The sequence below is a fragment of the Sphingopyxis sp. UBA6723 genome (genome assembly GCF_002454115.1).
Classification (GTDB): Bacteria; Pseudomonadota; Alphaproteobacteria; order Sphingomonadales; family Sphingomonadaceae; genus Sphingopyxis.
The window spans coordinates 154,273-176,665 of sequence record NZ_DKIH01000006.1; the positions used below are offsets into that span (position 1 = coordinate 154,273).

At 66.1% G+C, this 22,393-nt stretch carries 24 protein-coding genes; 18 read left to right on the top strand and 6 right to left on the bottom strand.

The window, feature by feature from the left end:
• Nucleotides 1–155: 155 nt before the first annotated feature.
• Both B4F07_RS04325 and B4F07_RS04330 read right to left on the bottom strand, forming a co-directional pair.
• Nucleotides 156–632, bottom strand: a complete 477-nt coding sequence (locus B4F07_RS04325; RefSeq protein WP_414711723.1) for a hypothetical protein — start codon at nt 630–632, stop codon at nt 156–158.
• Nucleotides 633–717: 85 nt separating this feature from the next.
• The gene (locus tag B4F07_RS04330) at nt 718–1,101 is read right to left on the bottom strand and encodes a reverse transcriptase-like protein (RefSeq protein ID WP_293702225.1); all 384 of its coding nucleotides are present in this window, start codon (nt 1,099–1,101) and stop codon (nt 718–720) included.
• Between the two features lie 238 nt (nt 1,102–1,339).
• On the opposite strand from B4F07_RS04330, the gene B4F07_RS04335 reads away from it, so the two are divergent.
• From B4F07_RS04335 to chrA, 3 genes are all read left to right on the top strand, one after another.
• Nucleotides 1,340–4,870, top strand: a complete 3,531-nt coding sequence (locus B4F07_RS04335; protein ID WP_293702228.1) for a CHAT domain-containing protein — start codon at nt 1,340–1,342, stop codon at nt 4,868–4,870.
• Between the two features lie 227 nt (nt 4,871–5,097).
• Complete coding sequence (locus B4F07_RS04340) at nt 5,098–6,069, top strand: magnesium and cobalt transport protein CorA (protein WP_293702231.1); 972 nt, start codon at nt 5,098–5,100, stop codon at nt 6,067–6,069.
• Between the two features lie 143 nt (nt 6,070–6,212).
• Complete coding sequence (gene chrA / locus B4F07_RS04345) at nt 6,213–7,415, top strand: chromate efflux transporter (protein ID WP_293702234.1); 1,203 nt, start codon at nt 6,213–6,215, stop codon at nt 7,413–7,415.
• Here the strand turns inward: chrA and B4F07_RS04350 are convergent.
• A complete protein-coding gene (locus tag B4F07_RS04350; RefSeq protein WP_293702237.1) occupies nt 7,410–8,066 on the bottom strand; it encodes a glutathione S-transferase family protein in 657 nt (218 codons plus the stop codon). The two genes, chrA and B4F07_RS04350, sit on opposite strands and share 6 nt — an antisense overlap.
• A gap of 171 nt (nt 8,067–8,237) precedes the next feature.
• On the opposite strand from B4F07_RS04350, the gene B4F07_RS04355 reads away from it, so the two are divergent.
• The 4 genes from B4F07_RS04355 to B4F07_RS04370 all read left to right on the top strand — a co-directional run bounded on the left by B4F07_RS04355 (nt 8,238) and on the right by B4F07_RS04370 (nt 12,915).
• Nucleotides 8,238–9,857, top strand: a complete 1,620-nt coding sequence (locus B4F07_RS04355; protein ID WP_293702239.1) for a CHASE domain-containing protein — start codon at nt 8,238–8,240, stop codon at nt 9,855–9,857.
• 83 nt (nt 9,858–9,940) lie between these two features.
• The gene (locus B4F07_RS04360; protein WP_293702242.1) at nt 9,941–10,957 is read left to right on the top strand and encodes a LacI family DNA-binding transcriptional regulator; all 1,017 of its coding nucleotides are present in this window, start codon (nt 9,941–9,943) and stop codon (nt 10,955–10,957) included.
• A gap of 98 nt (nt 10,958–11,055) precedes the next feature.
• A complete protein-coding gene (locus tag B4F07_RS04365; RefSeq protein ID WP_293702244.1) occupies nt 11,056–12,237 on the top strand; it encodes a GGDEF domain-containing protein in 1,182 nt (393 codons plus the stop codon).
• Between the two features lie 111 nt (nt 12,238–12,348).
• Nucleotides 12,349–12,915 carry a hypothetical protein gene (locus tag B4F07_RS04370; protein ID WP_293702247.1) on the top strand — a complete coding sequence of 189 codons (567 nt, stop codon included), beginning with the start codon at nt 12,349–12,351 and terminating at the stop codon, nt 12,913–12,915.
• Here the strand turns inward: B4F07_RS04370 and B4F07_RS04375 are convergent.
• Nucleotides 12,912–13,493, bottom strand: a complete 582-nt coding sequence (locus B4F07_RS04375; protein ID WP_293702250.1) for a TetR/AcrR family transcriptional regulator — start codon at nt 13,491–13,493, stop codon at nt 12,912–12,914. The two genes, B4F07_RS04370 and B4F07_RS04375, sit on opposite strands and share 4 nt — an antisense overlap.
• 275 nt (nt 13,494–13,768) lie before the next feature.
• Here B4F07_RS04375 and B4F07_RS04380 point away from each other — a divergent pair, with 275 nt between their 5' ends.
• From B4F07_RS04380 to B4F07_RS04410, 7 genes are all read left to right on the top strand, one after another.
• Complete coding sequence (locus tag B4F07_RS04380) at nt 13,769–14,218, top strand: hypothetical protein (RefSeq protein ID WP_293702253.1); 450 nt, start codon at nt 13,769–13,771, stop codon at nt 14,216–14,218.
• A gap of 55 nt (nt 14,219–14,273) precedes the next feature.
• Complete coding sequence (locus B4F07_RS04385) at nt 14,274–16,424, top strand: S9 family peptidase (protein ID WP_293702256.1); 2,151 nt, start codon at nt 14,274–14,276, stop codon at nt 16,422–16,424.
• A 90-nt stretch (nt 16,425–16,514) separates the two neighbouring features.
• Nucleotides 16,515–17,255 (top strand): hypothetical protein, encoded by a 741-nt coding sequence (locus B4F07_RS04390; RefSeq protein ID WP_293702259.1) that lies wholly within the window; start codon nt 16,515–16,517, stop codon nt 17,253–17,255.
• A gap of 66 nt (nt 17,256–17,321) precedes the next feature.
• Complete coding sequence (locus B4F07_RS04395; protein WP_293702262.1) at nt 17,322–17,456, top strand: hypothetical protein; 135 nt, start codon at nt 17,322–17,324, stop codon at nt 17,454–17,456.
• 18 nt (nt 17,457–17,474) lie between these two features.
• Nucleotides 17,475–17,942, top strand: a complete 468-nt coding sequence (locus B4F07_RS04400) for a LuxR C-terminal-related transcriptional regulator (RefSeq protein ID WP_293702827.1) — start codon at nt 17,475–17,477, stop codon at nt 17,940–17,942.
• A 109-nt stretch (nt 17,943–18,051) separates the two neighbouring features.
• On the top strand, nt 18,052–18,573 hold the full coding sequence (locus tag B4F07_RS04405) for a hypothetical protein (RefSeq protein ID WP_293702265.1): 522 nt from the start codon (nt 18,052–18,054) through the stop codon (nt 18,571–18,573).
• Nucleotides 18,570–19,142: an OmpA family protein gene (locus B4F07_RS04410; protein WP_293702268.1), complete on the top strand. Its 573-nt coding sequence runs from the start codon at nt 18,570–18,572 to the stop codon at nt 19,140–19,142. The genes B4F07_RS04405 and B4F07_RS04410 overlap by 4 nt, the downstream gene beginning before the upstream one ends.
• Here the strand turns inward: B4F07_RS04410 and B4F07_RS04415 are convergent.
• Nucleotides 19,139–19,807 (bottom strand): hypothetical protein, encoded by a 669-nt coding sequence (locus tag B4F07_RS04415; RefSeq protein ID WP_293704554.1) that lies wholly within the window; start codon nt 19,805–19,807, stop codon nt 19,139–19,141. The two genes, B4F07_RS04410 and B4F07_RS04415, sit on opposite strands and share 4 nt — an antisense overlap.
• Nucleotides 19,808–20,139: 332 nt before the next feature.
• Here B4F07_RS04415 and B4F07_RS04420 point away from each other — a divergent pair, with 332 nt between their 5' ends.
• Nucleotides 20,140–20,298, top strand: coding sequence for a Flp family type IVb pilin (locus B4F07_RS04420; RefSeq protein WP_293702274.1), 159 nt, complete (start codon nt 20,140–20,142; stop codon nt 20,296–20,298).
• A gap of 118 nt (nt 20,299–20,416) precedes the next feature.
• Here the strand turns inward: B4F07_RS04420 and B4F07_RS04425 are convergent, their stop codons facing one another.
• Nucleotides 20,417–20,887, bottom strand: a complete 471-nt coding sequence (locus B4F07_RS04425) for a RidA family protein (protein ID WP_293702277.1) — start codon at nt 20,885–20,887, stop codon at nt 20,417–20,419.
• A gap of 165 nt (nt 20,888–21,052) precedes the next feature.
• Between B4F07_RS04425 and B4F07_RS04430 the strand changes: the two genes are divergently transcribed.
• From B4F07_RS04430 to B4F07_RS04440, 3 genes are all read left to right on the top strand, one after another.
• Entirely contained in the window at nt 21,053–21,325 is a 273-nt protein-coding gene (locus B4F07_RS04430) for a type II toxin-antitoxin system ParD family antitoxin (RefSeq protein ID WP_293702280.1), read from the top strand.
• Nucleotides 21,322–21,510 (top strand): hypothetical protein, encoded by a 189-nt coding sequence (locus B4F07_RS04435; protein WP_293702283.1) that lies wholly within the window; start codon nt 21,322–21,324, stop codon nt 21,508–21,510. The genes B4F07_RS04430 and B4F07_RS04435 overlap by 4 nt, the downstream gene beginning before the upstream one ends.
• Before the next feature lie 318 nt (nt 21,511–21,828).
• Complete coding sequence (locus B4F07_RS04440) at nt 21,829–22,392, top strand: hypothetical protein (RefSeq protein WP_293702285.1); 564 nt, start codon at nt 21,829–21,831, stop codon at nt 22,390–22,392.
• The last annotated feature ends 1 nt before the right edge of the window (nt 22,393 follow it).

A 22,393-nucleotide genomic window follows, 5' to 3' on the forward strand; every position in this document is an offset into this window, starting at 1 on the left:
TGGATTTCGGCTTGTGACGATGGTTAAATCGCGTCAACGCTGCTGGCGCAGACCGTTGGTTTCTTAGGGCCGGACGAGCCAAACGCGCCATTTGCCGCCCCAACCCAACGGTTCGTCGTTCCGACTGCCCATTCATCGATGGCGCGCAGGGTCCGCTAATCGCGATCGGGAACGATGAATTTCAGGCCCTGCAATTTGACGATCCGGTCGTCGATACAAACCGGCGCGGCGATCAGGCGCATCCAGCGCGGCGCGGCGGTAGCGGGCTTGATTTCCACGTCGAGGGTAAAGCCGCGGCGATGCTTGATGGCATAAGCGCGCAATTTTTCCATCGCCGCGCGCGACCCCTCTTCGTACAGCGCGACGCTTTTTTCGCGCGTCACCGCGGCGCCGCGCGGCAGGCCGAAAATATCATAGACCTCGCTCGACCAGCTGAGGCGGTTGCCCGCGGCCAGGTCGCATTCCCACCAGCCGGACTGGCCATGCAACGCGCGGTTTTCCGCGGCCAGGTCGGCCATATCGGCGACCGCGTCGAGCGTACCGGTGCCGTGCAACTGACCCAGCGCGAAATAGCGCGCGCGTTCGTACAGCGGCCAACTGTGGTGCACGGGCAAGGGATGGGTCGGCTTCAACGCACCGGTCTTTCCTGTTTTGACATGGGGATAGCGGATGCTCCCCCACCGGCACTAGTACATGGCGGTTACCGAATCGGCAATTTTATCGCTGCCATCCGCGCGCCAGCGCGATGCCGGCCAAATTCTGGGTGCGCTTGACGTGCTTGACGCGCGGGGCGGGACCATCGCCGACCAACGATCGAAAGGCGGCCAGATGCGACGCCGCATTCCCGCGCGCCGTCATCGTGCCATTCGCCTGACCCACCACCGCTGCGGCATCGCCCAGCAGGACAAAATCCGACAGGCCATGCGTCTGCGCCAGCCGCAGCGCCGCGATCAGCGCCAGCCATTCGGCATCCAGGCTGCTGCCCGTTCCCACGTCGCGGTCGACCGCGGCGACCCCGCCGACCACGACGGCAATCTCCATGACGCCGGGATTGGGGCGGCACCCGCCATCGAAATAGATTCTGGTGCGGCGCCGTATCATTCGCTCCCCCTAGTCCCTCGGCCCACATCGCGCACCAAAAAGCCCGCCGCAGGGGCCGCGATGTACCGGGTCATCGCCAACCCGCGCGCCAGTGATGGCCATCACACCCCTGAAAAGCGCCGCAACATAAGAGGATCGAAGGCAGCCGCCATCGTCCGCGGCGTCGGACCATCCTCGCGCCGCTAACAATATCCTAATTTATCGGTATCTTGGGTCAAAACAGGGAATATGCAGCGTCATGGCCGACCGTCGACATCGCCTTTTCGCGTTTCTGCTCGCCGCGCCGCTATGGACCGCGGCACCGCTGGCCTTTGCGCAGGACGCGGCGCCCGCCAGCCCGCCACCAGCCAGCACGCTGGACGCCGACCAGCAAAAAATGATGGATCTGATGAACCGCGGCATCGACCTCGAACGCGGCGGCAAACTGCGCGAGGCAGGCGAGGTTTATCGACGTTGGATTGACGAGGCGACCAAGCGGTACGGCGCCGACGGTCTGATCACCAGCCTTGGCTATCGGCTGCTCGCCGGCAATTTGGAGGAGCAAAGCGAGTTTAAGGCGGCGGAGACCCATTGGCGGCGCCTGCTCGCGATCAACACCAGGCTGCTTGGGAGCAAGGATGACGAGACGCTGACCGCCACCGGCTTCCTCGCCACCAATCTGGCCAAACAGGGTCGCCCGGCGGAGGCCTTGCCGCTGCGCCGGGCGCTGCTTGATGCACGCACCGCCCAATTTGGCCTGCAACATGCCAAGACGATCGCGGCGACCGGCAATCTTGCCGGCCTGCTGGTCGAACTCGGCGATATGCAGGGCGCCGAGACCCTTTTCCGCCAGGCGCTTGCCGCCAACATCGCGCTTCATGGCGAACAGCACCGCGAAACCGCGTCGCAATATGCCAATCTTGCCGTCACCCTGCGCAGCCTCGGACGGTTCCAAGAGGCGGCGACGATGCTCGACAAGGCGCTGGCGATCGACGAGGGGCTGACCGGCCCGAACGGCCCCGACGTCGCGCTGCACCATTATAACCGCGCGGTGAACTTTACCGAACTCGGGCGCTATGCCGAAGCCGAGACCGCGGCGAACCGCGCGCTCACCATCTGGCGCGCGACAAAGGGCGACGACAGCACCCAAGCGGCGCTGGGCTATACCGTGCTCGGCTACAGCTATGGGCTGACCGGGCGGTTCGCCGACGCGGACGCCGCCTATCGCAAAGCGCTGGCGATCCGCACCAAGCGGCTTGGTGAGGCGCACCCGCTGACCGCCGAAGCGTCGAACAACCTCGCGCTCAACATGGACAATCAGGGTTTGCCACCCACCGCGATCGAGCCGCTGATCCGCAAGGCGCTCGACACGACGCGCCGCGCGTTCGGCGAGAGCAGCGAGCGCACCGCAACGCTATATGCCAATGTCGCGCATAATCTGAACCAGCAGGGCCGTTATGCCGAGGCGGAGCCGATGTACCGGCGCGCGCTCGACATCCAGGCGGGGATCGCCGGTCGCGACCATCCATCCTATGCCACCACGCTGATCAACCTGGGCTATAATCTGCGCGACGGCGGTCAGGGCGAACGCGCCGAACCATTGATGCGCCAGGCGCTCGACGTCTTTCGGGCCAAATTCGGTGAGGATAATCCCGAAACCGCCTGGGCCTATCTCAGCCTCGGCACGTTATTGGGCGGTCTCGGCCGTCCCGCCGAAGAGGCGGACATGACGGGGAAAGCGCTCGCCATCCGGCGCCGCTTGCTGGGCGAGGATCATCCGCTGACCGCGGTCGCGTACAACAATGTCGGTTCGGCGCTCGTCCGCAGCGACCGCAGCGGGCCGGGCGACCGCGCCGCCGAACCCTATTACCGGCAAGCGCTGGCGATCCTGCGGCGGAGCGTCGGCGATGCGCATATCGACACTGCCCGCGCTTATGAAAATCTGGCGCTGACCCTGCTGCGCCAGGGCAAAGCCGCCGAAGCCGAGCCACTGGCCGCGAACGCGGTCGCGATCCTGCGTCGCCTGAACGAACAAGGCGCCGCGGGCAGCGGCGCGGTCGGACTGGCGGCGCTCGACCGGCAACAGGCCGCGCCCGACCGCGGCATTTTCACCACCTATATGAATGCCGCCTTCGGCCTGATGGACGTCACCCCGGATGCCACGCAGCAGGCGGCGATTCAGGACCGCGCCTTTCGCGCTGCACAGGATGCGATCGCCTCGGCATCGGGCCGCGCGGTGCTGCAAACCGCGGCGCGCGGCGCCGCCAAGACGCCGCAAATGGCCGAAGCCGTGCGCCAGGAACAGGATCTCGCCGCCAAGGCCAATCTGGTCGACAAGAACCTGCTGCGCGCCCTCGCCGCCCGCCAACCGGTCGAGGTCGCGCGGCTGCGCGGCGAACTCGACACGGTGCAGGCCGAACTCGCCAGCGTCAGCGCGCTGATCGACAAGAAATACCCCGCCTATCGCCAGCTTGTTTCGCCCCGCCCGATCAGCATCGCCGAAGCACAGCGGGCGCTGCGTCCGGGCGAGGCGCTGTTGCTGATGACCGAGGCGGCGAATGCGCTGCACCTGTTCGTCGTCACCCCCGCTTCGGTCGGATGGAGCCGCCCGGGCAAGGACATTGCGGTCATCCTCAAACAGATTTCGGACCTGCGCTGCGACGTCGATTTCGCGACCTGCTCGGCCGCGCGCAAGGCCGAACTCGACGCACTGCCGATGTCGGCGCTCGAACTGGAAGGGCATCGCCGCTTCGACCTCGACACCGCCAACGCGCTGTACAAGAGCCTGATCGAACCGATCGAACCCCTGCTCAAGGACAGCCAGCGCATCTATGTCGCGAGCTCGGGCAAGCTTGGCGACCTGCCGCTCGCGATGCTGTCGGCAACCGCCCGGCCCGCGGGTGCCGACATCGCCGACCCCGACACGCTCGCCCGTGCCGGTTGGCTGTCCGACCGCTTTGCCTTTACCAGCCTGCCCGCGGTCGCGGCGCTGACCCTGGCGCGCGACCCGCGGCCCGCGCGCCGCAACACGCGGTTCAGCGGTTATGGTGCGCCCGTCCTGATCGGCGGCGACACCGGCTCGCGCGCCGGGATCGGCGTGTTTCGCGGCATGTCGGAATCGGGGGCGCCGCTCGCCGATCCCGACGCCCTGCGCCGCCTTGCGCCGCTGCCCGGGACGAAGGTCGAACTGGCGGCGATGGCGAAATTGTTCGGCGTCGCGCCGGGCCAGCTCACCATCGACGGCAAGGCGACCGAGGCGGCATTGCGGCAGGATCCGGCGCTCGCGACCAGCGACATCATCGCCATCGCCACCCACGGCCTGCTTCCCGAACCGGGTATCGGCTTTAGCGAGCCGGGGCTGGTGCTCACCCCGCCGACCACCCCCACCGACAGCGACGACGGGCTGCTGACCGCGACCGAAGCGGCGCGGCTGACCCTGTCGGCCGACTGGGTGATCCTGTCCGCGTGCAACACCGCGTCGGCGGAAAATTCGGGCGGCGGCGACAGTCTGTCGGCGCTCGCGCGCGGCTTCCTCTATGCCGGCGCCGACGCGCTGCTCGCCAGTCATTGGCGCGTGTCCGACGATGCCACCGCGGTACTCACCGTCGAAACTTTGCTGGCGCGCCGCACCAACCCCGCGCTGTCACGCGCGCAGGCGCTGCAACAGGGTATGGCCGCGGTGCGCAGCGGCAAGCGCACGGACGGCAGCGCCATCGCGGGCTGGAAAGCCGCTTGGGCGCATCCCGCCGCCTGGGCCGCCTTCACCAACATCGCCAACCGCGACGATTGAGCCCACTCTAATCTCACCGCCGCGCCCCTGCGAAGGCAGGGGCCCATCACCCGGTGCCGCGGTGTCAAGCCGCGCTAGCTGGCCAACGATGGCGTAGGTGATGGGCCCCTGCCTTCGCAGGGGCGCGAATGGTTATCGTCCAATCGCCATGCCGTAGCGCAACGAACCCTTTCCCCTTCACCGCCACCGCGATTATAGCGGCGGCAGTTCAAGGGAGTAACCCGCCGATGCCGATCATGGCCGCCCGCGTCTATCATGACGGCAAACTCGTCCGCGACATCGGTCCCGACGAGGAGCTGCCCGACGATTGCGCCGAGGGCGATTTCTTCTGGCTCGGGCTGTTTGAACCGACCCCCGGCGAACTCGAAGGCATCGCCAAACGCTTCGGCCTCCACCCGCTCGCGGTCGAAGATGCGACCAAGGCGAAGCAGCTGCCCAAGGTCGAAGTCTATGGCGACCAGCTTTTCATCATCGCCAGCACCGGCAATCTGGGCGGCGGCACCATCCAGTCGGGCGAGACCGCGATCTTTGTCGGGCGCCATTTCATCGTCACCGTCCGCCACGGTTCGGCGCGCACCCACAGCGAGGTGCGCGCGCGGCTCGAAACCTTGCCCGCCAAGCTCGCACATGGCCCCGACTATGTCCTCTATGCGATCCTCGATTTCATCGTCGATGGCTATTTCCCGCTGATCGACGCGATCGAGGACCGGATGCTGCTGGTCGAGGATAGCGTCATGGACACCCCGCTCGACGCCGCCGCGATCCGTCAGCTTTATGCCCAGCGCCACGAAGTCATCCGCTTCCAACGGCTCGCCGGATTGATGAAGGATGTCGCCGGACGCCTCGCGGGCGAGGATGACCTGCCGTGCATCGACCCGGCGGTGCGCCCGTTTTTCCGCGACGTGTGGGATCATGTCCAGCGCGCTGAATTCCGCCTCACTGGCCTCCGCGATGTCGCGGCGTCGGTGATCGAAACCAACGGGATGCTCGAACAGCAACGCCAGGGCGTCATCACGCGCCAGCTCGCCGCCTGGGCCGCAATTCTGGCCGTCCCCACCGCGATTGCGGGCATTTACGGCATGAACTTTGACTTCATGCCCGAACTCGACTGGGCGCTTGGCTATCCCTTTGCATTAACCCTGATTTTCGGCGGCTCGGGGCTGGTCTTCTGGCGCTTCAAAAGCATCGGCTGGCTGTAGCAACCCGGCTTGACAGCGCGGCGCACCTTCGTCGATACGCGGGGTAACGGGCCGACGCGGACGCCCGTTCAGACGGCCAAGAACATTTCAGCGCCGTCCAAGTCCGCTCCACCCGTCGCAACTGCGGCGCACGGAGCGTTGATATGACCCCTCACCCGACCCCGACCGAACCGTCCCAGCTCAGCCTGCTGGCGCTGTTCCTCAAATTCCTGCGCTTTGGCGCCTTGGCATTCGGCGGCCCGGTGGCACAGATTGCGATGGTCCGGCAGGCGTTGGTCGATCAGGAACGTTGGATCGATTCGGGGCGCTTCAACCGCCTGCTCGCGGTGCTGCAGGTCCTGCCCGGCCCCGAAGCGCATGAGCTTTGCGTCCATCTTGGCATGATTGCGCGCGGACGGATCGGCGGTTTGCTTGCCGGGCTCGGCTTCATGCTGCCCGGGCTCCTGCTGATGCTGCTTGCGGGCTGGCTCTATGTCACTTGGATCGCGGGCGACGCGGGGCTGACCGGCGTCCTGCTTGGGGTGCAGATCGTGGTGCTCGCAATCATTCTGCGCGCCGTCGTCCGTATCGGCCAGCATATCATCGAGGATCGCCTGCTCGCTGTCATCGCGATCGCCAGTCTGCTCGCGACGCTCGTTGGCGTACCATTCTGGATCCCGCTCGCCGCGGGCGGGCTTGCCTACGCCGCCGCGCAGCGCCCGTGGCTTGCCGCCGCCGTCCTCGTCGGCGCGATTGCCGCCGCCCTTGCCGCCCAGCAGTTTGCCGGTCCCGACACCGGCGGCGCGCTGGTCGCGGGCGCTGCGGACGCCCCGATCACGCTGCTTGCGCTGTTCATCGCGGGCCTGAAGGGTGGGCTGCTGACTTTTGGCGGCGCCTATACCGCCATCCCCTATGTGCGGAGCGATACCGTCGGGCGCGGCTGGGTCGACGACGCGACCTTTCTCGACGGCATCGCGCTCGCCGGGGTGCTGCCCGCGCCGCTCGTCATCTTTGCGACCTTCGTCGGCTATGTCGTCGGCGGCCTTGGCGGTGCGCTCGCGATCACCGCGGGCATGTTCCTGCCCGCCTTCGCTTTCTCGCTGATCTTCTTCGAACGGCTGGAGGCGGTGGTCGAAAACCCCGCGCTCCACCGCCTGCTCGCCGGGGTTGCCGCCGCCGTCGTCGGCGTGATTGCGGCAACGCTGGTCCAGCTGGGCGAAGCAACCGCCGCGCGCATCTCCGCCCCGCTGGTCGCCATCCTGCTGTTCGCGATGGCGCTCGCGATTGTCTGGCGCGTCAAGGGCGCGTGGGTCACGCCTGCAATCATTGCCGCCGCTGCGCTCGCCGGATGGCTGATCGCGTTATGATGTCGGGGCCAGCACCTTCGCCATCATCCGCTCTTCCTTGGCAATCCACGGCGCGATGCTCGGCCGCGACAGGATCGCCTCGCTCCACGCCGCCGCTTTGGGATAAGCCGCTGCATCGACCCCGCAGCCGCAGTGGCGCAGGTTCATCAGCGGCGACGCCACCGCCAGGTCGGCGAGCGTCAGCCGGTCGCCGACCAGATAGCCTGACGCGGGAATCGCGCTTTCCAGATAGGTGAGCAGCTTGGGTAGTTCCTCGCTCTCCGCCAGCGCCGCCGCCGCCAGATCGCCTTCGCGCCCCAGGAATTTCGGCGCGACGATGCGGTTGAAGAACATCTTGCCGCCACATGCCGCCAGCACGGTGTCGCCGAACTCGTCCCACCAGATCACCCGCCCGCGTTCCTGCGCGTCGGTGGGGATCAGCGCGGGTTCGGGATATTTCGCTTCCAGATAATGGATGATCGCGCTCGAATCGGCCAGCGTGAAGCCGTCGTCGTCCATCGCCGGCATCTTGGCCAGCGGCGACGCGGCGCGGAACCCGGGATCGGCATCGCCAATGCCGACGCCCTTCAGCTCGAATTCAATTCCCTTTTCGCCCAGATACGCCAGCAATTTGCGCACAAATGGCGACACCAGCGAACCATAAATGATCATTGCGTCTCTCCCGATTGCATTGCGTCCAGCATAGCCAAAAGGTTGCGGTTCGCAACCCATTGCGAACGTTGCCAATGCGCCACGAAATAATCTTGCCAACGCGCGCGCCGCGTGGAACATCCGGACTGCAAGGGGGGCGCTGCCGCGGCAGCCAACAGGCAGGAAGAATGAATGCGCCCTAATTCATGGGCAGATCGGCTGTTGGCGCTGCTGGTCCGTTTCGTCGGGCTGGTCATCCTCTTGGCAACCCTTGCCGCCGCCACTGCAAGTTTTCTGTACAATCAATCGGAAGAGGCCGATCGCGCCGCGCGCGTTGCGGCGCAGGTCAATATGCGGCTGCACGATCATGTCGCGGTGCTCAAGGGGGTGCGCGCGCTCTACCAATCCGACGCCGCCGCCAGCGGCCCCGGCATTCGCGCCTATCTCGCCGCGCTGCAACCGCAGGTGCAGGCGCCGGGGATGGAGGGCGTCGGCATCGCCGCCGCGATGCGCGCCGGCACCCCTGCCGCAGTCGAGGCACAGCTGCGCGAAAATTACGGCCGCGACATCCAGGTGTGGCCCGCCACCGACCAGCCGATCGGCTTTCCCGTCGTCCTGGTCGAACCCTATACGCCGCGCCGCAATGCCGCGCTCGGCTTTGATATGTACAGCGAACCCACGCGGCGCGCCGCAATGCGCCGCGCGTGGCAGACGGGCCAACCGGCGGCGAGCGGCATCGTCCATCTGGCGCAGGAAAAGGGGGTCAAGATCAAGCAGCCGGGGTTCCTGATCTACGTCCCCGTCTATGCCCGCACTCCTGCGGGAACCAACCCCGAAACCGTCGCGACCGCCACAGGGGTGCGCCCGATCGAGGCCTTTGTCTATGCGCCGTTCCGCACCAGGGACATGATGAAAGTGGTGCTCGGAACGCAGCTCGACGCGATCGACGGCATCGAAATTTACGCGGGCCAAGGCCCGTCGGCGCCGCTGGTCTTCAGCAAAGGGACGATGGGCTGGGACGCACAGGAACAGATATTGCGTGTCGCCGACCGGCAATGGACGATGCGGATTTCCTATGGCCGTCTGCTCGAACGGCTGGGGCGGCCGCTGGCGATCATCATCTTCGGGATTGCCGTCGCGCTGCTCGCGACCCAGCTCCACCTTGTGCAGCGGCGGCGGATCGATGCCGCGCAGGCGCTGGCCGAAGAGAAGGCGCGCCATGCCGAGGACCGCGAGCTGATGATCGGCGAAATGGCGCACCGGATGAAAAACGCCTTCGCCCGCATCGGCGCGCTGGCGCGCATCACCCTGCGCGAATCGGCCAGCCTTGATGAATTTGAAACCAAATTCGACGGTCGGATGCGCGCGCTGTCCGATGCGAAGCAGATGCTGGTCACCGGGGCCGTCGACAATGTCGAACTCGGCAAGATCGTCCGCCGCGAACTCGAACTCGCCGGCTGGCCCTCCGACCGGCTCGCCGCGGTGACCGGCCCCGACGTTCGCCTCGACGACGAAGGCGCGCAGGCGTTGTCGCTCGCCATCCATGAATTCGTCACCAACAGCATCAAATATGGGGCGCTCGCGGGCCACGGCGACCTCGCGGTCGGCTGGCGCCGCGACGGCGGCGATGTCGAACTTCGCTGGACCGAAAGCGGCCTGCCCGAAACCCCGCAAATCGACAGCGAAAGTTTCGGCACCCAATTCATCCGCACCCTGATCGAGCGGCAGCTGAAGGGCAGCTGGCAGCGCAGCGCCGCCGACCACCGCCTGTCCATCACCATCCGCTGGCCCGACCGTGAACCCACCCGCTGACCACGCAACGCAGCCATCCGTAGCATCCGATTGACAACCCCCGCCCCCCCGGCGAGAGAACCGCCGAGGGGAGAGAGGCCGCCATGACCGCAAAAATGCTGCGCCCGACATCGTTCGACGTCGCCGAGCGCGCCGGGGTGTCGCAATCGACCGTCTCGCGCGCGCTCCGCAACTCCCCCGGGGTTAACGCCGAAACCCGCGCCCGTGTCGCCGCCGCCGCCCGCGAACTCGGCTATGTCGTCGATCGCCACGCCTCATCGCTGCGCCTCAAAAGCAGCGAGACGATCGCGCTCGTCACCATCTGCCGCCCCGGCGAGGATCGCAGCGCGATCAACCCCTTCTATTTCGCGCTGCTCGGCAGCATCGCCGCCGCAACCTCGGCGCGCGGGTTCAACCTGCTCGTCTCGTTCCAGGAAAGCGACGCCAATTTCCGCGCCGACTTCGTCGCCTCGGGGCTCGCCGACGCGATGATCGTGATCGGCACAACCAGCAACCGTGCCGCCTGGGATTATTTTGCGCAGGCGCAAGCGTCGGGCCTCGACTTCGTGTGCTGGGGCAGCCCGGGCAGCCCGTTCCACTGGATGCGCAGCGAAAATGACGAGGGCGGCCAGCTCGCCGCCGAGCATTTCATCAAACTCGGCCGCCGCCGCATCGCCTTTGTCGGGCCGCAACAATCGCCGCAGCGCCAGTTCGACGAACGCCGCGACGGGTTCACCGCGACCCTCGCCGCGCATGGCCTCACCGCGATCATCGCCGAACCGCCCGCCGCCGCCGACCGCCACGCACAGGGCGTCGCAGCGGTGCAGGCGCTGCTCGAAGCGCACCCCGACACCGACGCGATTTTCGCCGCCAGCGACATGCTCGCGCTCGGCGTCCTGCAAGGCCTGAAGGATGCGGGCCGCCGCGTCCCGCACGATGTCGCGCTGATCGGCTTCGACGGCATCCGCGCCGGAACCCTCGCCGACCCCGCGCTCACCACGCTCGAACCCGATCTCGACGCCGCCGGTGAAGCGCTCGTCGCCATGGCGCTTGAGGATGACGAACGCACGCGCAGCGGCACCCGCATCCCGGTACAACTGGTCGTGCGCGGAACCACCTGACGGCTCGCGTCGTTCTTGGTCGCTGTGACCTAACACACAGAAAAGTAAGAAATCGTTATCCATATCGCTGTTACCTTCGGGGCAGAGAGGCAAGCATTTTGTCGGGTCAGTTTTTCATCCAGTTGCTCAATCCGGGCATCGGCCTCTTGTTTGCGGCCGCCTTTTTCCTGCTGTGGCTGAACCGCCGCGACCGCTATGTTGCTTATGCCGCGGGCGCCTACACCGCCTCGGCGATTGCCTTTCTGATCCTCGATGTCGGCCCCGCGCTACCCTACGAACTGCACCGCATCCCTGCCAATATCGGTTTCCTTGCCACCGGCGCGCTGTTCGCCGCCGCGATCATTGGCCGTTATGGCCTGCCGATCCCTTGGCGGTCGATGGCCGTCACCAGCGCGGCGGCAATGGCGGTCTTTCTGTGGTTCCTGCTCGGCCAGCCCAGCATCGGCGGCCGCATATTGTCGATCAGCATCGGCGCCGCGATCATCGCCGCGATGATTGTGCGCGCGCTCTGGCCGATCGACAAACCCTATGTCATCGATCGCGTGCTGTTCTGGGTCGCGGCGCTGTCGGTGATCAACCTCACCGCGCGCCCGATCGTGCTGCTCGCGCTCGGCGGCGGTTTCGACAGCTATGACGGGTTTCAGCAGTCGCTGTATTGGACCACGGTGCAGTTCACCCAGGCGATGGTGGCAATTCTGGCGGCGATCAGCTTGATGGTCGCCGTTGCGATCGACCAGATCAGCGAACTGCGCCGTCAGGTCGACGACGACAAATTGTCGGGGCTGCTCAACCGCCGCGGGTTCGAGGCGCGGGCGGGGTCGGCGCTGCGCCGTTGCATTGACGACGACCGCCCGGTGGCGCTGATGATCGCTGATCTCGATCATTTCAAGCGCGTCAACGACACTTATGGCCACGCGGTCGGCGACGCGATCATCGCGGCGTTTGGCGCGCATGTCCGCGCCATCGCCCCCGCCGAAATGATCGCGGGGCGCATCGGTGGCGAAGAATTTGCCCTCCTCGTCCCCGGCGCCGGGATCGAAACCGCGCGCCAGTTTGCCGAAGCGGTGCGCACCGGCCTTCCCGCCGCCGCTGCCGACCGCATCCCGGCGGCGCTTGTCCCCACCACCAGCATCGGTCTGACCATTGGCACCCCCGGCGCCAATCTGTCGGCGCTGATGCAAGAGGCCGATCAGGCGCTCTACGAAGCCAAGCGCACCGGCCGCAATCGCGTGCGCACCGTCACCCCCGCATCGATCCGTCTGGCCGCAAGCGGCGGCTGACGCATATTTGTGATCCGGGTCACCGCGGCCATGGCATTCACGCGGTAATCGGTTCACATTGGCTGCGCCGCCGCGGCCCAGGGCCATATCTTTGAATAGACAGGAGATACCATGAAGTTCGTCGCCGTCGCCCTCGCCATGCTGCTTCCCCTGTCCGCGTGCGCAGAGGCCGAAAATCCGAACGCCGAACCCGCCAAAACCGCCGCCAGCGAACCCAAGATCAGCCCTTCCATCCCGATCAGCGTCAAGGAAGCGCGCCGCGGCCCGGTAGATCTGACGCCCTACATCGGCAAATATCCATTCGATGTCGTGAACGGCCACCGCTTCCTCGATCACCCCGCGGTCAAGGCGGCGATCGCTGCTGCGGTCCCCGATGCCAAAACGCGCGCTGGCATCGCCTTTGCCGACCGCAGCCTCGGCGTGCCGATCGTCCGCGTCGCGGGCGGACGGATCCTGATCTGGGGCGGCGAATGGCGCGCCGAAGATCGCTATAACTGGGCGGTGGTCATCGCCCCCGACGGCACCCGGCCGGAAGTCTGCATCTATGACGCGGGCGACTATGACGCGGACTTGCAGTCATCGTCCTGGTTCACCCCCGGCCAGCCCGCGGTGATGAAACAAGGCACCTGCCCGTCGACCGCGGAGGATTACCCGCCCGCCGACATCGCCGCCGGTTAGGGGCCGAGCAGCCGTTCGACGATCGCGACATGCCGCGGCTTGCCACTGGCGGTATCCACCGCAGCGACGAAATTGCCGTCGATCCGCATCGCGACATAGCCATGGACGGCGCTGCTCAGCGCGATCAACAGCGTCGTCGCATCATCGTCCGGCGCGCCGGGCAGCGCCAGCACATCCTGTTCGATACCGGCATATAATCCGTCGACCAGCTCGGTCAATCGGGCGTCCTGCGGATCGAGCATGTCCATCCGCCACATCATCCGATAGCGATTGGGGTGCGCCAGCGCATAGGCGACATAGGCATCGGCAAAGGCGGTGATCCGCGCCCGCGGCGATGGCGATGCCGCATCGCGCGCCGCCGCCGCGCCGGCGCGCAGATCGGTGAAGCACTGGACGGCCAGCGCGGTCAGCAAGGCGCGGCGGTCGACGAAATGATTGGCCGGCGCGGCGTGCGACACCCCCGATGCCCGCGCGACGGCGCGGATCGTCACCGCCTCGACCCCCTCGCGGTCGAGCAGGCCCAGCGCCGTATCGATCAGCAGCTCGCGCAGCGCGCCATGATGTTGGCCTCTCTTCATGGCCCTGTATTGACGCTGTCAATCGGGCGACGCAAGTTCGATGTCACCCATGCTGGTCGGCGCTGATTGTTACGGCAGGGCCCATCTTTGGCGCGGCCGGGCACCGGCCGAAAGGGATCGGCTACCACGATCGCTCCGTGCTCCAGCCATCGCCCGATCCCGCCGTCTTTGACGACATTCTCTCAACGGCGGCGCGAGAGATCGACGGGCAACGATGTTGATTGACATTGTCAATTTAATGCGCGTATATTGACAGTGTCAATTGGAGTTGCCCGATGCGCCGTATCATCCTCTCGCTCGCCCTGATCCCTTTCGGCGTGCTCACCCCGATCCTCGAATTGGGGGCGACGCACGTCGTCAACCCCGACTGGCCCGGCCACGCCCGGCTGCACGAGGTTTGGCAGCTACTCACTAACAGCTCGCTCGCGATACTTTGCCTGTGGCTGATCTGGTGGTGCCGCCAGCTGCGCCTTCCCGCGCTGATTGCCTTCGCCATATCGATGGGCTTCCTCGTCGCCTACGCGCTCAGTCCGCTCTACGGCGGCACGATGCGCCACAGCGACGGCAGCGAAGTCGCGGTCGGCGGGATCAATCTGGCGGTGGCGCTGATGGTCGTCACCACCGCCGCAATCGGCGCCGTGCTCGCCTCGACCTTCCGCACCCCGCGCGACGATCGGGATCGAAATCTCCCCCTTTCGCATCAAGGCCAAAACAGCCCCGGTTGACGCGCCGCCGCGAAAGATACAAACCTGCCTCTTGGACAAAAAGGGGCGGCTTTTCATGCGCAAACTGGCAATTTTGGGCGCAAGCCTGCTCGTGTTTTCGGGGCAACCCAGCGTCGCGCAAGACGCACCCGTGCCGCCCGCGCCGGAAGAGGTCGCCCCCAAACCCGCACCCGCCGCCACATCCGCCGCCGCGGTCGGCAGCGCACGCACCGCCCCCGAACGCCGCCTGACCGGCGCCGACCTGTTCGACCTCGCCATCGCCGCCGATCCGCAGATCAGCCCCGACGGGCGCCACATCGCCTATGTCCGCCGAGCAAACGACATCATGACCGATCGCGCGATCAGCAGCATCTGGCTGATCGACACCGCGACCGGCGAAGAAACCCCGCTGGCGGGACGGCAGGGCGGCGCCTTCGCCCCGCGCTGGTCGCCCGACGGCAAGCGCCTCGCTTTTGCTTCGACCGAGGGTGGCAGCGCGCAGCTGTGGGTGCGCTGGATGGCGGGCGGCGAAGCCGTGCGGCTGACCGGCCTCCCGACCGCGCCTGGGTCGCTCGCTTGGGCGCCCGACGGCCGTTCGCTCGCCTACACGATGCTGGTCAAGGATGAGGGGCTGAAACTCGGCGCCGCACCCGCCAACAAGCCCGAGGGGGCGACCTGGGCCGAACCGCTCGAAATCCGCGACCTCCTCACCTACCGCGCCGATGGACAGGGCTATGTCGAACCCGGGTTCGAAAAAATCTTCCTCGTCCCCGCCACCGGCGGCGCGCCGCGCCAGCTGACCTTCGGCCCCTATCACGACAATGGTCCCTTGAGCTGGTCGCGCGACGGCCGCACGCTCTATTTCGCCGCCAATCGCCAGCCCGACTGGGAAACCGACCCGGTGGAAAGCGAGATCCACGCGCTCGACGTCGCCAGCGGCCGCATCACCGCGCTCACCGACCGCAACGGCCCGGACGCCAATCCTTTGGTCTCGCCCGACGGCAGCAAGATCGCATATCTCGGTTTCGACGACGCCCGCCGCGCTTATGAAAACACCCACCTCTATGTGATGAATCGCGATGGCTCGGGGCGCCGCAACCTCACCGAAAATTGGGATTACAGCGTCGACGCGATCCAGTGGGGCGACGGCGGCCGCGCGCTTTACGCGCAGTACGACGACCATGGCGAAACCAAAATCGCGCGCATCGGTCTCGACGGCTCGGTCCGCGACGTTGCCAAGGGGCTGTCGGGCGGCGGCATGGACCGCCCCTATACCGGCGGCAGCTTCACCGTGTCCGACGGCGGCGCCATCGCCTTCACCGGCGGCACCGCGACCCGCCCCGCCGAGGTGCAACTGGCGCGCGGCGGTTCGGCGCGCATTCTGACCGACCTCAACCGCTCGCTTCGCGAAGTCAAAGCGCTCGGCGAAGTTCGCAAGATCACCACCCCCTCCAGCCACGACGGCAAAGAAATCGAAGGTTGGCTGACCCTGCCCCCCGGCTATGTCGAGGGGACCAAGGTACCGCTGATCCTCGAAATCCATGGCGGCCCCTTCACCGCCTACGGCCCGCATTTCTCGACCGACAACCAGCTCTACGCCGCGGGCGGCTATGCCGTCCTGTCGGCCAACCCGCGCGGGTCGACCAGCTATGGTGAGGCGTTCGCGCAGGAAATCGACAAGGCTTATCCGGGCAATGATTATTTCGACCTGATCAGCATCGTCGACCGCGCCATCGCGCTCGGCATCGCCGATCCCGACGCGCTGTTCGTCACCGGCGGGTCGGGCGGCGGCGTGCTCACCAGCTGGATCGTGGGCAAGACCAATCGCTTCAAGGCCGCGGTGACCCAGAAGCCGGTGATCAACTGGACAACCCAGGCGCTCACCGCCGACGGCCCTGCCTTTTTTGGCCCCTATTGGCTCGGCGCAATGCCGTGGGAGAAACCCGAACTTTACTGGTCGCTGTCGCCGCTGTCGCTCGTCGGCAATGTCGAAACCCCGACTCTCGTGGTGGTGGGCGCCGAGGATTACCGCACCCCGGTCAGCGAATCCGAACAATATTACACCGCGCTCCGCCTGCGCGGCGTGCCGACCGCGCTCGTCAAAATCCCGGGCGCCAGCCACGGCGGCATCGCAGCGCGCCCGTCGCAATCGGCCGCCAAGGCCGCGGCGATCCTCGCCTGGTTCGACAAATACCGCAAAGGCTGGAAGCGCCCCGCCGCGCGTTGATCCTGCGGCGCGGCTGTGATCACAATCACCGCCGCGCCGCCGCGAGTGCGATAGCTTAGCCCCTGTTCTGTCCGAACCGGAAAAAAACATATGCGTCGCCCAATCGCCCTTACCATCCTCGCGCTGCTTATGCTCGCCCCCGGCGCCGCCGAAGCACGCTTGCCCCCGCTTGCCGGCCAGCCCCCCGTTGCCAACCCGCCCTATCGCGAAAGCTGGCGCTACACCTGCGACGTCGAACAAGAGCTCGCGGGCGGCACCATCACCCTCACCCGCCTGTTCACCGACGACGGCAAGTTCGATGGCGGCGATTTCATGCGCTGGACCGCCAAGGGTTATGACCCGCAAAAGACGCAGCGCCCGCTCGAAATCGAACTGTCTTACATTTGGGAGGCCGCGCACCAGCCCGCGATCGAGGACCGTGCGATCGACGTCAAATTGCGCGTCGGCGTCGATGCCGCGCTGCCCGAGGTCGCGCTGCTCCGCATCCAGCGTCCCTTCCCGGTGCAGCCGCACGGCATCATCGGCAGCACCGCGCTGTCGACCCAGATCTTTCCCTATGGCGCGCACGACCCGAACAACGGCCATGGCGAACTGCCGCTCGGCGACCTGCTCGCTTATGCGCAGGGCCATGACACGCTCGGCTGGACCCTGATTCGCCCGTCCGACCGCCTCGGCGGTGACCAGGAACTCGCGCGCGGCACGCTCGACATCGCGGCGCTGCGCCAGGCGGTCGCGGCCCTCCCCGCGCTCCGCAGCGCCCTCGCCGCCAAAACCCCCGACCCCATCGCACGCTGCGACCGCGTCCTGTGGCCCGACACGCTTCGATATTGAGCCAAGCCCATGAACGCCCATATCCATTCATCTGACATTCTGTGCCGCGGCGCTAAGCCGCACGCCATGATCGACAACGTCATCATCGCCGACGATCATCCCATTTTCCGCGCCGGGCTGGGTCAGCTGGTCGGCAGCGCCTTTCCGCATCTGGCGATCCATCAGGCCGGCACCGTCGACGAGATGCTGGGCGTCGCCTAACGCGAAGGCGCGCCGCAGCTGTTCACCATCGACCTGCTGTTCCCCGGCATGGATCCGGCCGAAACGCTGCCGATGCTGCGCCGCCGTTTCCCGCGCTCGTCGATCGCGGTCGTCTCGATGTTCGACGACGATGCGACGATCGATCGCGTCATGGGGTATGGCGCCGACGGCTATATCGCCAAATCGGTGCGTCCCGACCGCATGGTGGCCGGCTTGCGCGCGCTGCAAAAGGGCGAATTTGTCGTCCTGCGATCCGACCAGCCTTCGGTTCAGGCGATACCTGCGGCGCCGCCGGTGCTGACCGACCGCCAGGTCGAAGTGCTGACGATGCTGGCGCAGAAGCAATCGAACAAACAGATCGCGCGCAGCCTGGACCTGTCGCATTTCACCGTGCGCAACCATATCTCGCATTTGCTGCGCGCGATGGGCGCCACGACGCGCAGCGAACTCGCCGACAAGGCCCGCCACGCCGGTATCATCGCGTAGCGCGGTCGCCTGGGGCGGTGCTTGCGGGAACCCAACCCACCGCCACGCGTAAACCCCCTGACACCAACAAATGGAGGCAATATCGGTGGATATTCGGCACCTTACGCTCATGGCTGCGGCCGGCATCGGTCTGGCGGGCTGCAACGTCAGCGACGCGCCGCCGTCCGATGACGCCGCCACGACCACCACCGCCTCGGACACCGGCGTCACGCGCGAACCGATGGCCGCCCCCGAACCCGCGCCCGTCGCCCGCATGCCCGCACAGGCCGCGATCCAGAGCCAGCCCGGCCCCGACGGCGCGCAGGTCGATCTGCTGAAAGTCGCGGTCACCGGCGACATCCTGACCGTCACGCTGCGCTGTTCGAGCGACCAGAAGATCAACAGCCAGTCGTTCAATGTCGACAAGATCAGCGTCATCGACGACAGCACGTCGCAGCGCCTCGGCGTGCTCAAGGACGACAAGGCCGACTGGATGGCGTCGAACGTCAGCGGCAATTTCCTGCGCACCGATTGCGAGGTCAAGCCCGGCATCTTCTGGGTCAAATTCCCCGCCCCGCCGGTCACCAGCCCGACGGTATCGATCAACCTGCCCGAAGTCGGCCCGTTCGACGGCGTCCCGGTCACCCGATGACCCGCCGCGCGCTTGCGCTGTCGGCGCTGGCCCTCGCCGCCTGCGCACCCGCCGCCGATAGCGAGCCGCCGCCTGCGAGCGAGGCGAGCGCTGCGCCCGCTCCAGCAACCCCCGCCCCCGCCAACGCCCCCGGCGGCATGACCGGCAGCGTCAGCAATCTGACCGGCGACATCAGCGGGCTCAACGTCCGCGTCACCGACATGGGCACGATCATCGATCTCGCCGCCGACGCGCTGTTCGAATTCGACAAGGCCGACCTGACCCCCGCCGCCGAGGCGCAGCTGCAAAAGGCCGCGGCGCTGATCCGCAAGGCGCCGCCCGGCGGCATCCAGGTCATCGGCCACACCGATGCCAAGGGTGACGACGCTTATAACCAGCGCCTGTCCGAAGCCCGCGCCCGCACCGTCGCCGACTGGTTCGCCCGCCAAGTCGGCGTGCGCCAGCGCGACTTCGCCGTGTCGGGCAAGGGCGAAACCGCCCCCATCGCCCCCAACGAAACCGCCACCGGCGCCGACGACCCCGCCGGCCGCACAAAGAACCGCCGCGTCGAGGTTATCCTGCCGCGCTAATCCTCCAGCGGCTCGTCCCCCGCATATTCGGCCTCGTCCGCCTGCTCCTTCGCGCGCCGCGCCGCCAGCCGGTCCTGCCCCGCGCCGCTCGCCCGCTCGCCGCAGCGCAAACATTCGCCCGTCTCGGCCTCATGCGCCCAATTGTCCGCCTGCACCACCGCGCGCATGGCATCGAGCTTGTCCCGCAATCGCTGCTTCGCGCTGCCCGGATAGAAATATTTGGTCCCCTCCACATCGAACCGCCACCCCTCCAGATATTCAGCGGTCGTGATCGCCGTCGCGGCGTCGATGCGCGCCGCCTCCGCCGCCGCCTCGGCCGCCGCGCCCTCGACCAATTCGCCGCGCTTGATCAGCAGCGCGAGCAGCGCGTCCGACGGCGCGATCCGCCGCTCGACCTCGCGCCCGCCGCGGATCACCACCGTCTCGCGCCCCTCGACCGCGCGCTGATACGCCACCGCCTCCAGCCCGCGCAGCGCCTTGGCCAGCGCCTCGCGGCACGCCGCGTCGAACGGCGCGAACAGGCTGCGCGACCGGTTGACCGACGTCCGGCTGACCCCTGCCACCCGCGCCGCATCGCTGACGCACCCGGTCTTCGCCAGCACCGCCAGAAACACCCGCGTCCGCGCCGCGGTAAACCCGTCCTCGCGCACCCGCAGCCCCGGCATGAAGGGATTCACTTGCTTACCCCCCTCCCGCATGCGGGAGGGGCAGCGAGCCCCGGACTTGATCCGGGGCGCAGCGGGGTGGGCATCACCCCCGCCGCCCGTCACACGGTTCCCGAACGCCCGCCGCTCCACCAAACGCCCCATAGCCCGCCTCCCGAATCACTTTGGAATGAAACAAGATCGTTTTGAACCTATTTGGTTATGTAGGAAAGCAAAAAATTCCCGCGCACCATCCCTGCCGCGACGTTAACCGCATCCGCCAATATCCTGTTGCTGTTCAGCCACTTAAGACCCCCGCCGGGACCAACGCGCCAGACATCAGCGGGAACACCATGACCAGACCCAATTTGCGCACCGACCAGCGCGGCGCCACCGCGATCGAATATGGCCTGATCGCGGCGCTGATCGCGCTCGCCAGCCTCATCGCCTTCCAGATGCTCGGCCTCAGCCTCGCCAATATCTTCAACACGATCAACGACGCGCTGAATTAGAGGGCCGTCCTATATTCAATTCGTCATCCCGGACTTGATCCGGGATCCATGCGGCGACGCTGGAATGGATCCCGGATCAAGTCCGGGATGACGACGCAGGAGAAACAGGAAATGCCCCCTATTCCTTCACCACCCGCGCCACGACCTTGATCTCGACCACCGCGGTCGGCTCGTACAATCGCGACACGCCGATCGCGGTCCACGCCGGAAAGGGCGCCTTTACATGGCGGTTCTTGACCGCGGCAAAGCCGTCGATATGCGCCGCGAGGTCGGTGTGAAAGGTGGTGATGTCGACCACATCGTCCCAGCTCGCCCCCGCGCGCGCCAGCGTCGCGGCGATGTGGGCAAAGGCGCGTTCATATCCGGGCGCCAGATCGCTCTCCCCCTTCGCCGGCCCCGCAACCACCCCCGACAGGTAAATGGTGTCGCCCGCGATCACCGCGGTCGCATAGCCCACCGCCTCCTGAAACGCCCGCGCCTCGGGATTTTCGGGCATCAGGACGTTGGCGGGGTCGCGGGCTGTGGCGGTGGCGGGCAAAAGCGCCGCCGCCAAGATGGTGATAACGCCCGCTGTTTGGTTGATCCGCATGATACCCTCCCCTTCCCGATGACAGGGGCGGAAGGTGACAGCTCGCCGAAAGAGTCGCAAGCGTCGGCGCCGTCGTCCCGGCACCCCCGATGAGGAACCAGTACCAGAGGGCCAATTGACCGCCACCCGAACCCCATGATATGACAGTGTCATAGGAGAACGCCCATGGCATCGCGCGCCGAAAAGCCCGTCACCGTCACCCTCGGCCCCCTGACCAGCGCCGCGCAGGATCGCGTCAAATCGGGCCGCTACGCCTCGGTCAGCGAAGTCGTCCGCGCCGGCCTGCGCGCGCTCGACCGTGAGGAAGCACTGCTCGACGAACTGCTCAAGGCCCGCATCGCCGAAGCGCTCGCCGACCCCCGTCCCGTCCAGCCGCCCGACGACGTCCGCACCGGCTTAACCGCCCGCCACGCCAAGCGGACGGGCAAAGCCGCTTGAGCAAGACGTTCCGCGTCGTCTGGCGCCAGACCGCAAGCGACGACCTCTACCACCTCTACGACTGGATTGCCGACCGCGCCGATCCCGAGACGGCGTTCGCCTACACGAGCGCGATCGAAGCCCACGCCGCTGCCCGTATTTCACGCTGGCAAAGAATTCGGGCTGGAGCAGGGAAGATTATTTAGCTGAGGATTTAGAGCGGTTAAGGTTTAGGAGCCTTTTTGCAGTTGTCACAGCAAGTCCTAGCTGAAGAAGGCCATTTTATGCGAAAAAGAGGTACTCCGCACAAAAGAGGAAGTCGTTCTTGCTGCTTTTGCGGAGGAGGACCACGCACTAAAGAGCATATCTGGCCACAGTGGAGTCATTCGCAGCTCCCAGAAGGTCCAAATCATACTAGGCGTCATTTTTCTGGGCTGCGTCAGGTTCAACCCCCATGGAACCGTCAGGGCGCGCCAAAAACGATCCAAATTTCTGCTGTGTGCGGAAATTGCAACAGTATTTGGATGAGTAAACTTGAGGTAGAAAGTCGGCCTATAATTGAGAGTCTGATTAAAGCCAGAAATTTTCTTTTGACGGCTGAAAATATGACAACTCTTAGCCAATACTTTACAATGAAGTTTATGGTGGCTGATCAAAGCCCGATGACGAAGCCGACTTTCAACGACACTGAACGAACAGACTTTTATACAGAGCGCAAAATTCCGAGTGGCCTAAATATAATTTTGTACAATTATCGATTCGAACCAGATGATATTGCACAATATAATAAAGAAGTTAGCAACGTGCACTCAGATGCAGGTGAAGCCTTGCAAGTCGATGGCTTAGCAAATTTTACTGTTCGCTTCGGAAATTTGATGGCTCAAGGGCTTTTCTTTCGGGCAGCGGAGGGTCGGATTGGAGGAAAGTCTGGGTATTCTCTCGCAGTTCACCCTTTTGAACACGCTCCGGTGAACTGGCCCCCACTCTTTTGCCTTTCCATGACGGAGGCATATGCGGTCCAGCATATGATCGAGACCCTCGTTATGAGAAATACCCGGCCGTCCCCGACACAGCGTTCGCCCACTTAGC